Below are 11,504 nucleotides of genomic sequence, written 5' to 3' on the forward strand. Positions count from 1 at the left end.
GCATCCGCCAACCGGTCCAGCCGTGTCGCGGAAGGTTTCTTAAACCAGCTAATGCTTCCTCCAGGGAAGCGAAAGTCAGCGGAACATGAGCGACTCTTCGCCCGTCTATCAAGCCTACCAAGGCAACACCTACCTCTTCGGCGGCAATGCGCCCTATGTCGAAGAGATGTACGAGAACTACCTCGAGAACCCCGGCAGCGTGCCTGACAACTGGCGCTCGTACTTCGACGCGCTGCAGCACGTGCCCGCGGCCGACGGCAGCAACGCTCGCGACGTGGCGCACCTCCCCGTCGTCAATGCCTTCGCCGAACGCGCGAAGCAGGGAACGACCAGGGTGGTGCAGGCCAGCGGTGCCGACTCCGAACTCGGCCGCCAGCGCACGGCGGTCCAGCAACTGATCGCGGCCTACCGCAACGTCGGCGCCCGCTGGGCCGATCTCGATCCGCTCAAGCGCACCGAGCGCCCGGCGATCCCCGAACTCGAACCCTCGTTCTACGGTCTGCGCGACGCCGACCTCGAAACGGTGTTCAACACGAGCAACACCTTCTTCGGCAAGGACACCATGTCCCTGCGCGATCTGCTCAACGCCCTGCGTGAGACGTACTGCGGCACCATCGGCGCCGAGTACATGTACACCACCGACCACCAGCAGAAGCGCTGGTGGCAGCAGAAGCTCGAGACGGCGCGCACCAACCCGAAGCTCAATGCCGAGCAGAAGAAGCATGTGCTGGAGCGCCTGACGGCCGCCGAAGGCCTGGAACGCTTCCTCCACACCAAGTACGTCGGCCAGAAGCGCTTTTCGCTCGAAGGCGGCGAAAGCTTCATCGTGTCGATGGACGAACTGATCAACGAAGCCGGCGTCAAGGGCGTGCAGGAAATCGTGATCGGCATGGCCCATCGCGGCCGCCTCAACGTGCTGGTCAATTCGCTCGGCAAGATGCCGGCCGACCTGTTCGCCGAGTTCGACCACACGGCCCCTGAAGAATTGCCCAGCGGCGACGTGAAGTACCACCAGGGCTTCAGTTCCGACGTGAGCACGCGCGGCGGCCCGGTGCACCTGAGCCTCGCCTTCAACCCCTCGCACCTCGAAATCGTGAACCCGGTGGTCGAAGGCTCGGTGCGCGCCCGCATGGACCGCCGCGGCGACCCGCTGGGCAAGCAGGTGCTGCCGATCATCGTGCACGGCGACGCGGCCTTCGCCGGCCAGGGTGTCGTGATGGAAACGCTGGCGCTGGCCGAGACCCGTGGCTATTCCACCGGCGGCACGGTGCACATCGTCATCAACAACCAGATCGGCTTCACCACCAGCGACCCGCGCGACAGCCGCTCGACGCTGTACTGCTCGGACATCGTCAAGATGATCGAGGCACCGGTGCTGCACGTGAACGGCGACGACCCCGAAGCCGTGGTGCTCGCCACCCAGCTCGCGCTGGACTTCCGCATGGAATTCCAGAAGGACGTGGTCGTCGACATCATCTGTTTCCGCAAGCTCGGCCACAACGAGCAGGACACGCCGTCGCTCACCCAGCCGCTGATGTACAAGAAGATCGCCCAGCACCCGGGCACGCGCAAGCTGTACGCCGACAAGCTGACCGCGCAGGGCCTAGGCGACACGCTGGGCGACGACATGGTCAAGGCGCAACGCGCCGCCTTCGACGCCGGCAAGAACACGTCCGACCCGGTGCTCACCAACTTCAAGAGCAAGTACGCGGTCGACTGGAGCCCCTTCCTCAACAAGAAGTGGACCGATGCCGGTGACACCGCCATTCCGACCGCTGAATGGAAGCGCATCGCCGAGAAGATCACGACGGTGCCGGCCGGCTTCACCGTGCATCCGCTGGTCAAGAAGGTGCTGGACGACCGCGCCGCCATGGGCCGTGGCGACGTCAACGTCGACTGGGGCATGGGCGAGCACATGGCCTTCGCCTCGCTGGTGGCCAGCGGGTACCCGGTGCGCCTGTCGGGCGAAGATTCGGGCCGTGGCACGTTCACTCACCGCCACGCCGTTCTGCACGATCAGAACCGCGAGAAGTTCGACGTCGGCACCTACGTGCCGCTGCAGAACGTGGCCGAGAACCAGGCGCCGTTCGTCGTCATCGACTCGATCCTGTCCGAAGAAGCGGTGCTGGCCTTCGAATACGGCTATGCCTCGAACGACCCGAACACGCTCGTCATCTGGGAAGCCCAGTTCGGCGATTTCGTGAATGGCGCGCAGGTCGTGATCGACCAGTTCATCGCCTCGGGCGAAGTGAAGTGGGGCCGCGTCAACGGCCTGACGCTGATGCTGCCGCACGGCTACGAGGGCCAGGGTCCGGAGCACAGCTCGGCGCGTCTCGAGCGCTTCATGCAGCTGAGCGCCGATACCAACATGCAGGTCGTGCAGCCGACCACGGCAAGCCAGATCTTCCACATCCTGCGTCGTCAGATGGTGCGCAACCTGCGCAAGCCGCTGATCATCCTGACGCCCAAGTCGCTGCTGCGCAACAAGGACGCGACCTCGCCGCTGTCCGAGTTCACCAAGGGCTTCTTCCAGACCGTCATCCCCGACGCCAAGGACCTCAAGGCCGACAAGGTCAAGCGCGTGATCGCCTGCTCGGGCAAGGTCTACTACGACCTGGCCAAGAAGCGCGAAGAGAAGGGCACCGACGACGTGGCGATCATCCGCGTCGAGCAGCTCTACCCGTTCCCGCACAAGGCCTTCTCCACCGAATTGAAAAAGTACCCGAACCTGGTCGACGTGGTGTGGTGCCAGGACGAACCGCAGAACCAGGGCGCCTGGTTCTTCGTGCAGCACTACATCCACGAGAACATGTCCGACGGCCAGAAGCTCGGCTACTCTGGCCGCGCGGCCTCGGCATCGCCGGCGGTCGGCTATTCGCACCTGCACCAGGAGCAGCAGAAGGCGCTGGTCGATGGCGCGTTCGGCAAGCTCAAGGGTTTCGTCCTCACGAAGTGAGCCGACGCCTACTTACTATCCATCCCACCTATAAATAGAAGTCGGAGCACTCTCCAAAATGTCTATCGTTGAAGTCAAAGTCCCTGAGTTGTCGGAATCGGTGGCCGAAGCCACCATGCTCACCTGGAAGAAGAAGGCCGGCGAAGCCGTCGCCATCGATGAAATCCTGATCGAGATCGAGACCGACAAGGTCGTGCTCGAAGTGCCGGCGCCGTCGGCCGGCGTGCTTGCCGAAATCGTGCAGGGCGACGGCGCCACCGTGGTCGCCGGGCAGGTCATCGCCAAGATCGATTCCGAAGGCAAGGCTGGTGCAGCAGCGCCGGCCGCTGCGGCACCCGCTGCCGCCGCACCGGCCCAGGCCGCAGCCGCGGCCACCGGCGGTTCCAAGTCCGACGTCGCCATGCCCGCCGCTGCCAAGCTGCTGGCCGACAACAACCTGACGACCGGCGACGTCGCAGGCTCGGGCAGGGATGGCCGCGTGACCAAGGGCGACGTGCTCGGCGCCGTGGCGTCGGGCACGACCGCCAAGGCCCCGGCCGCCGCGCCGGCACCGGCCGCCAAGCCGGCGCTGCAACAGGTCGCGGCACCGTCGAGCCCGAAGGACCTGGGCGAGCGCCCCGAGCAACGCGTGCCGATGAGCCGCCTGCGCGCCCGCATCGCCGAGCGCCTGCTGCAATCGCAGTCGACCAACGCCATCCTGACCACCTTCAACGAAGTCAACATGGCCCCGGTCATGGAGATGCGCAAGAAGTTCCAGGACCAGTTCACCAAGGAACACGGCGTGAAGATCGGCTTCATGAGCTTCTTCGTGAAGGCTGCGGTGCATGCGCTGAAGAAGTTCCCGGTCATCAACGCCTCGGTCGACGGCAACGACATCGTCTACCACGGCTACTTCGACATCGGCATCGCCGTCGGTTCGCCGCGTGGCCTGGTGGTGCCGATCCTGCGCAACGCCGACCAGATGAGCTTCGCCGAGATCGAAAAGAAGATCGCCGAATTCGGCAAGAAGGCGCAAGACGGCAAGCTGGGCATCGAAGACATGACCGGCGGCACCTTCTCGATCTCCAACGGTGGCACCTTCGGCTCGATGCTGTCGACGCCCATCATCAACCCGCCGCAGTCGGCCATTCTGGGCGTGCACGCGACCAAGGACCGCGCGGTGGTGGAGAACGGCCAGATCGTGATCCGCCCGATGAACTACCTGGCCATGTCGTACGACCACCGCATCATCGACGGCCGCGAAGCCGTGCTGGGCCTGGTCGCCATGAAGGAAGCGCTGGAAGATCCGTCGCGCCTGCTGTTCGACATCTGAGAACACGATGCGCCGCTCGGCCGTCTGGTTGTCTTGCGTGCTGGGCCTGGCTCCTCTGGGAGCCGGGGCTGCCGCAGCGGCTGGCGATCCGTGGAGCGGCGTCTACCGTCTCGAGTGGGTGAAGGGCAGCGTCGCGGCGGAGCGATCCGGCGCAACGCCGGAGCAAGTGGTGGTTGCCAAGGTGGCCGATGCTGATCCGGCGAAGGTGCTGGAACGCTACCGCTCGGATCTGTCCCGCTGGACCCTGAGCGAGGCCAAACGCTCCGAAGAAAGCCCGCCGCTGCGGCGTTTTGTCGCGCGTGACTACGAAGGTCTGGGCTGGAATGCACTGCATGCATCGGGCAGCATCGAATGCCTCGACGGCGGACATCTTTTCGTCTGTCGCACGCGGCCTGGGGCCACGGTCGCTTTCGGACCCGAAGGCCCGAACCGCGAGACGCTGATCGCACAGACAGGTGTATTTGGAATCGTCCTCCATGCGGGGGCGTTCGAACTCAAGAAACTGGATTGAAAAAATGAGCAAGCAATTCGACGTCATCGTCATCGGCGGCGGCCCCGGCGGCTACATCGCCGCCATCCGTGCAGCGCAACTCGGCTTCAACGTCGCCTGCGTGGACGAGTGGAAGAACGCCAAGGGCGGCCCGGCGCTGGGCGGTACCTGCACCAACATCGGCTGCATTCCGTCGAAGGCGCTGCTGCAGTCTTCGGAGCATTTCGAGCATGCCGGCAAGCACTTTGTAGACCACGGCATCAACGTGAAGGGCCTGGAGCTCGACCTCGGCAAGATGCTGGCCCGCAAGGACCAGGTCGTGAAGCAGAACAACGACGGAATCACCTACCTCTTCAAGAAGAACAAGATCACGTCCTTCCATGGCCGCGCCTCGTTCGTGAAGGCCGTTCCACCCGGCGAGGGTGGAACCTCCGGTTCCACGGGCGGCTACGAGCTCAAGGTGACGGGCGCTGCCGAGGAATCGATCGTCGGCAAGCACATCATCGTGGCCACGGGCTCCAACGCCCGCGCGCTGCCCGGCACGCCTTTCGACGAAGAAAATGTGCTGTCGAACGACGGCGCGCTGCGCGTCGGCGCGGTGCCCAAGAAGCTGGCGCTGATCGGCTCCGGCGTGATCGGCCTGGAAATGGGCTCGGTCTGGCGCCGCCTCGGTGCCGAGGTGACGATTCTCGAAGGCCTGCCCACGTTCCTGGGTGCGGTCGACGAGCAGATCGCCAAGGAAGCCAAGAAGGCTTTCGACAAGCAGGGCCTGAAGATCGAGCTCGGCGTGAAGGTCGGCGAGGTCAAGACCGGCAAGAAGGGCGTGAGCATCGCCTACACCAACGCCAAGGGCGAAGCGGTGGTGCTCGAGGCCGACAAGCTGATCGTCTCGATCGGCCGCGTGCCCAACACCATCGGCCTGAACGCCGAAGCCGTGGGCCTGGCGCTCGACGAGCGCGGCGCCATCACGGTGGACGACGCCTGCAAGACCAACCTGCCGAACGTCTGGGCGATCGGCGACGTGGTGCGCGGCCCGATGCTGGCGCACAAGGCCGAGGAAGAAGGCGTGGCCGTGGCCGAGCGCATCGCCGGCCAGCATGGGCACGTCAACTTCAACACGATCCCGTGGGTGATCTACACCTCGCCCGAGATCGCGTGGGTCGGCCAGACCGAGCAGCAGCTCAAGGCCGAAGGCCGTGCCTACAAGGCGGGCACCTTCCCGTTCCTCGCGAACGGGCGGGCGCGTGCCCTGGGCGACACGACCGGCATGGTGAAGTTCCTGGCCGATGCGACGACCGACGAGATCCTCGGCGTGCACATGGTGGGCCCGCAGGTCAGCGAACTGATCTCCGAAGCCGTCGTGGCGATGGAGTTCAAGGCCAGTGCCGAAGACATCGCCCGCATCTGCCACGCACACCCCTCGTTGTCCGAAGCGACGAAGGAAGCGGCACTCGCCGTCGACAAGCGCACGCTGAACTTCTGATCCTTTGAGCGTCCAACAAGCGTACGAGGCGGAACTCGCCTCGCGTGGCTTCCAGAGCGACCCCGCGCAATTGCGCGCGGTGGCCGCTCTGGAGCGCTGCGCCAACGAGTGGGCTGCCTACAAGGCGCAGCGTTCGAATGCGCTGAAGAAGCTCATCCACCGTCCGGACGTGCCGCGCGGCGTCTACATGTACGGCGGCGTCGGCCGTGGCAAGAGCTTCCTGATGGACTGCTTCTTCAATGCCGTGCCGATCAAGCGCAAGACGCGCCTGCATTTCCACGAGTTCATGCGCGAGGTGCACCGCGAACTGGCGGAGCTGCAAGGCATCGTCAATCCGCTGGACGAACTCGGCAAGCGCATCTCCAAGCGCTACAAGCTGATCTGCTTCGACGAATTCCACGTCGCCGACATCACGGACGCGATGATCCTGCACCGTCTGCTGGCCGCGCTGTTCGACAACGGCGTGGGCTTCGTCACCACCTCCAATTTCAAGCCGGACGACCTGTACCCGGACGGCCTGCACCGCGACCGCATCCTGCCGGCCATCGCGCTGCTCAACGAGAAGCTCGAAGTCCTGAGCGTCGACAACGGCACCGACTACCGGCGCCGCACGCTCGAACAGGTGCGGCTGTACCTCACGCCCAACGGCCCCGAGGCCGACCGGGAAATGACCGTGGCCTTCGACAAGCTCGCCGAGAGCGCCGACGAAGACCCGGTGCTGCACATCGAGGCGCGCGAGATCCTGGCCCGTCGCAAGGCGGGCGGGCTGGTCTGGTTCGACTTCAGGACGCTCTGCGGCGGCCCGCGCTCGCAGAACGATTACCTGGAGATCGCGACCCAGTTCCACACGGTGCTGCTGTCGGACGTGCCGCAGATGACGGTGGCGCGGGCGTCGGAAGCGCGCCGTTTCACCTGGCTGGTCGACGTGTTCTACGACCGCCGGGTCAAGCTCATCGTGTCGGCGGCGGTCGCGCCGGAGGCGTTGTACACCGAGGGCCCGCTGGCCCACGAGTTCCCGCGCACGGTGTCCCGCCTGACCGAAATGCAGTCGGCCGAGTTCCTGGCGCTGGAACGAAGAACGGTCGACACGCGTCTCACTTGAAGTGAAACCCACCCCCGACGCGCCTGCGGCGTTCCCCCTCAAGGGGGCGCACCCGGCGGCCTGGCAGAGCCAGTTCCGCGGGTGCCCTGGCCTCGGCCGTGCCGGTTTCGTGCGGGTGGCGCATCACGCAATGGATAACTGACATGAAGCAATTTCTTCTTTGCATCGCATTGCTGGCCAGCGGTGTGTCGGCCTTGGCGCAGACCAACGCGGTGGCCGGCAACGTCGATCCGGACGTGGAGCGCGCGCGCCTGACCAAGGAGCGGGCGGAGATCGACGCGCGCGCCAAGACCGAGCAGACTGCCTGCTACCAGCGCTTCGCGGTGGAGGACTGCCTGCAGGACAGCCGCCGCAAGCGGCGCACGGCGGAAGACAGCATCAAGCGCCAGGAAGCCGACCTGAACGACATCGAGCGCAAGCGCCGGGCGGCCGCCCAGCTGGAGCGCCTGGACAAGGCACCGCCGCGCGCGCAGGACGATCCGGCGGCACAGGAGAAAGCGCGCCAGTCCCAGCAGGGGCGCGAGCAGCGCGCAGCCGACCATGCCGACAGCCGTGCCGATGCCGCCGCGAAGGCGGAGAACAACCGTCGTGCCCTGGAGGACAAGCAGCGAAAGAATGTCGAGGAGCAGGCCAAGGCTGCGCGCCTGCAGGCCGATGCGCCGACCGAGCGTGCGCGCTTCGAGCGCAAGCAGGAGCAGGCCGCGAAACACCGCGCCGATCGCGAGCGGCAAAACGCCGAGCGCACCAAGCCGCGGTCCGCACCCTTGCCCACTCCCCCCTGAGGGGCCCTGACGAGGTCCCGTCAGGCTTTGTCCTCGTCCTTCGGCAGCGGCTCGACCTTGAGCACGGCCAGAGAGAGGTTGTCGCCGGTGCCCCGCGCGCGGCGACGTGCTTCGTCCACCAGGATCTGCACCGCCATCCGTGGCGGCTGCGTGGCCAGCACGCCCCCCATTTCCTGTGGGCTGAAGTAGTGCCACAGGCCATCGCTGCAGGCCATCAGCACGTCGCCCGGCTCGAGCTGCGGGATGAAGTGCAGATCGACCGGCGGCGGCGTGCTCGTCATGCCCAGGCAGCCGAGCAGGATGTTGCCCTGCGGATGGATGTTGGCCTCGTGCTCGGTGATCTCGCCGCGGTCGATCAGCACCTGCACGTACGAGTGGTCGCGGGTGCGTTCGAGCATCTGATCCTTGCGGAAAAGATAGATGCGCGAATCGCCGGCGTGGATCCAGGCGCAGGCGCCATTCGGATTCACCAGGAAGGCGGCGATGGTGCTGTGCGGCTCCTGTTCGCTCGACACGGCGGTCAGCTTGATCACCGTATGGGCGTCCTCGAGCACCTGGCGCAGCAACGCGCCGGCGTCGTCGCGGTCCGGGCGATAGCGGGCGAAGAGCTGGTTCGCGGTCATCAGCACCTGGTCGGACGCCTTGCGTCCGCCGCTTCGTCCCCCCATCCCGTCGGCGACGATGCCGAGCACGCAGCCGACCGTGCGGGGATGGCTGATCACCGCGACCTGGTCCTGCTGGTAGGCGCGGTCGCCCTTGTGGAGGCCGGTGGCGGCGGAAAGTCGGAAACCTCGTGTCATGGCGCGGATGCGCCAGGGGCGCGGTTGAGATGCATCGCGGAACAATCGTGTCGCGACGTATTATCGAACGAAGCCGTCCCGGCATCGGCCGCACCGGGCGCCGGCGCCGCCGTCGAACCCACCTCCCCCTTGGACTTCAATCTTCACTCCCCGTCGCGTCAATTGATCGAGCTGCGCATGGCGCACGCCGACCTGAACGCGACCATCGACCGGCTCGGCGAAGTCGTCCCGCAGGACGAGTTGCTGATGCGCCGCCTCAAGAAGCGGCGCCTGGCGTTGCGCGACCAGATCGCGCGCGTCGAGCGCTCCGTCGAGCCGCAAGAGCCTGCCTGATGGTGGGTGATGCCAGCGCCTTCGACGGCAATAACGATGAGGACGACGAGGACGATCTGGACGCGCTGCTGGGCGCCGCGCCACCGTCGCGACCGCCGTCCCGCAAGCTTTCCGCGCTTACGCAGGAAGTGCGCGAGGCGTTCGCTCCCCATGGCGTGTTGTCGCACGCGGCCGACCAGTTTCGCGAGCGAGGCGGGCAAACGGAGATGGCACTGGCGGTGGCGCGCACCATCGAATCCGGCGGCGAGCTGGTGGTCGAAGCCGGCACCGGTGTCGGCAAGACCTTCTCGTACCTGGTGCCGGCGCTGCTGAGCGGCGAGCGCGTGTTGCTGTCGACCGCCACCAAGACCTTGCAGGACCAGCTCTTCGGCCGCGACCTGCCGCGTCTGGTCGATGCCCTGAAGCTGCCGGTGCGCACCGCGCTGCTCAAGGGCCGGGCCAGCTACCTGTGCCTGCACCGGCTGGACCTCGCGCGCCACGACACCTCGCCCGAGCGTGGCAACCTGCGCACGCTGGCCAAGATCGAGCAGTGGTCCAAGGCCACCCGCACCGGCGACCTGGCCGAGTTGCCCGGGCTGGACGAGCGCTCGCCGCTGATCCCGCTCATCACCTCCACCCGCGACAACTGCCTGGGCGCGCAATGCCCGCAGTTCAAGCCCTGCCACGTCAACCTCGCGCGGCGCGAAGCGCTGGCGGCCGACGTGGTGGTCATCAACCACCATCTGTTCTTCGCCGACCTGGCGGTGCGCGAATCCGGCATGGCCGAGTTGCTGCCGTCGGTGCGTGTCGTGGTCTTCGACGAGGCGCACCAGCTCAACGAGACCGGCGTGCAGTTCCTCGGCGTGCAGTTCGGCACCGGGCAGGCGCTCGACTTCGCCCGCGACCTGCTGGCCGCCGGCCTGCAGCACGCACGCGGCCTGGCCGACTGGACGCAGCGCGTGGCGGCGGTCGAGCGCGCGGCCCGCGAACTGCGCCTCGCGGCCGGCCAGCAATGGCCGGGCACCAAGCTGCGCTGGGCCGGCGAGGCGCCGGAAGGCCTGGCCGCCGCGCCGTGGCAGGGCGCGCTCGACGAACTGCAGCAGGCCTTCGAAGACGCAGGCGAGGCGCTGGCCACCGTCAGTGAAATCTCGCCCGATTTCATCCGCCTGCACGAGCGGGCCGAGCAGTTGGCGGAGCGGGCCGGACGCTTCGCGCAGCCCTGCGCGCTGGGGTCCGTGCGCTGGGTCGATGTGGGCACGCAGCTGCGGCTGATCGAGTCGCCGCTGGACATCGCGGAGGCGGTGCGCACGCGGGTGCTGAAGAAGGGCGCGAGCGACTCGGACAGCAGCGGCCGCGCCTGGATCTTCACCTCGGCCACGCTGGGCGACGACCCGCAGTTGCGCTGGTTCACCGAGCCCTGCGGCCTCACCGACGCCGAGGTGCTGCGGGTGCAGAGCCCGTTCGACTACGCGCAGCAGGCGTCGCTCTACGTGCCGCGCGCGTTCCCCAAGCCGAACGATCCGTCGCACGGCGCGCAGGTCGCGCGGCTGGCGGCGCGCGGGGCAGCGCTGCTCGGAGGGAAGACGCTGGTGCTGACCACCACGCTGCGCGCCTTGCGCACCATCGGCGACGCACTGCGGCAGCAACTGGACCACCTCGATGGCGCACGGCGGCCCGAGGTGCTGGTGCAGGGCGAACTGCCCAAGCGCGTGCTGATGGACCGTTTCCGCGCTGGCGATGGCCAGGGCGGGGCAGGGTGCGTGCTCGTGGCCTCGGCGTCGTTCTGGGAGGGCTTCGATGCGCCCGGCGATGCGCTGCAGTTCGTCGTGATCGACAAGCTGCCCTTTCCGCCGCCGAACGACCCGTTGGTCGAGGCGCGTTCACAGCGGCTGGAGGCGCAGGGCCGCAACGCCTTCGGTGACTACTCGCTCCCGGAGGCGGCCGTCGCGCTGAAGCAGGGGGCCGGTCGGTTGATCCGGCGCGAAACCGATGTAGGGGTGCTGGCGATCTGCGACACGCGATTGGTCACCATGGGCTACGGTCGCCGGCTCATCGCGGCCTTGCCGCCGATGCGGCGGCTGGAGAGCGAGGCCGACTTCGATGCCGCGCTCGACGCATTGACGCCCTGAGGCGTCGGTGCGTCAGTGAATTACCAGACCTTCCACCACGGGTCGTCCTTGCCGCGGAAGCCGCGCGTGAGGTACTCGCTCTGCGGGTAGTTGGTGGTCAGTACGCGCCTGGCGTCGTCGCGCAGGTCGTTCAGGCCC

General features: G+C 67.0%; 9 protein-coding genes and 1 pseudogene. 8 read left to right on the top strand and 2 right to left on the bottom strand.

What is annotated here, in order from left to right; genetic code table 11:
* Positions 1–85 precede the first annotated feature (85 nt).
* From ACSFA2_RS23160 to ACSFA2_RS23185, 6 genes are all read left to right on the top strand, one after another.
* Complete coding sequence (locus ACSFA2_RS23160) at positions 86–2,956, top strand: 2-oxoglutarate dehydrogenase E1 component (protein WP_435457671.1); 2,871 nt, start codon at positions 86–88, stop codon at positions 2,954–2,956.
* A gap of 58 nt (positions 2,957–3,014) precedes the next feature.
* The gene (gene odhB / locus ACSFA2_RS23165) at positions 3,015–4,268 is read left to right on the top strand and encodes a 2-oxoglutarate dehydrogenase complex dihydrolipoyllysine-residue succinyltransferase (protein ID WP_435457672.1); all 1,254 of its coding nucleotides are present in this window, start codon (positions 3,015–3,017) and stop codon (positions 4,266–4,268) included.
* A gap of 7 nt (positions 4,269–4,275) precedes the next feature.
* The gene (locus ACSFA2_RS23170) at positions 4,276–4,779 is read left to right on the top strand and encodes a hypothetical protein (RefSeq protein ID WP_435457673.1); all 504 of its coding nucleotides are present in this window, start codon (positions 4,276–4,278) and stop codon (positions 4,777–4,779) included.
* Between the two features lie 4 nt (positions 4,780–4,783).
* Positions 4,784–6,241, top strand: a complete 1,458-nt coding sequence (gene lpdA, locus ACSFA2_RS23175; RefSeq protein ID WP_435457674.1) for a dihydrolipoyl dehydrogenase — start codon at positions 4,784–4,786, stop codon at positions 6,239–6,241.
* 4 nt (positions 6,242–6,245) lie between these two features.
* Positions 6,246–7,343, top strand: a complete 1,098-nt coding sequence (gene zapE, locus ACSFA2_RS23180; RefSeq protein ID WP_435457675.1) for a cell division protein ZapE — start codon at positions 6,246–6,248, stop codon at positions 7,341–7,343.
* 143 nt (positions 7,344–7,486) lie between these two features.
* Entirely contained in the window at positions 7,487–8,125 is a 639-nt protein-coding gene (locus ACSFA2_RS23185; RefSeq protein ID WP_435457676.1) for a hypothetical protein, read from the top strand.
* Between the two features lie 20 nt (positions 8,126–8,145).
* Here ACSFA2_RS23185 and ACSFA2_RS23190 read toward each other — a convergent pair whose 3' ends face one another.
* On the bottom strand, positions 8,146–8,925 hold the full coding sequence (locus tag ACSFA2_RS23190; protein WP_435457677.1) for a PP2C family protein-serine/threonine phosphatase: 780 nt from the start codon (positions 8,923–8,925) through the stop codon (positions 8,146–8,148).
* Positions 8,926–9,054: 129 nt separating this feature from the next.
* On the opposite strand from ACSFA2_RS23190, the gene ACSFA2_RS23195 reads away from it, so the two are divergent.
* A complete protein-coding gene (locus tag ACSFA2_RS23195) occupies positions 9,055–9,258 on the top strand; it encodes an HP1242/YdcH family protein (RefSeq protein WP_435457678.1) in 204 nt (67 codons plus the stop codon).
* The gene (locus ACSFA2_RS23200; protein WP_435457679.1) at positions 9,258–11,366 is read left to right on the top strand and encodes a DNA repair helicase YoaA; all 2,109 of its coding nucleotides are present in this window, start codon (positions 9,258–9,260) and stop codon (positions 11,364–11,366) included. Before ACSFA2_RS23195 ends, ACSFA2_RS23200 begins: the two co-directional genes overlap by 1 nt.
* 20 nt (positions 11,367–11,386) lie before the next feature.
* Here the strand turns inward: ACSFA2_RS23200 and ACSFA2_RS23205 are convergent.
* Positions 11,387–11,504 (bottom strand): annotated as a pseudogene (locus ACSFA2_RS23205) (outer membrane protein assembly factor BamD); the annotation flags it as partial.

Source organism: Variovorax cryoconiti (genome assembly GCF_051216395.1).
GTDB lineage: Bacteria > Pseudomonadota > Gammaproteobacteria > Burkholderiales > Burkholderiaceae_C > Variovorax.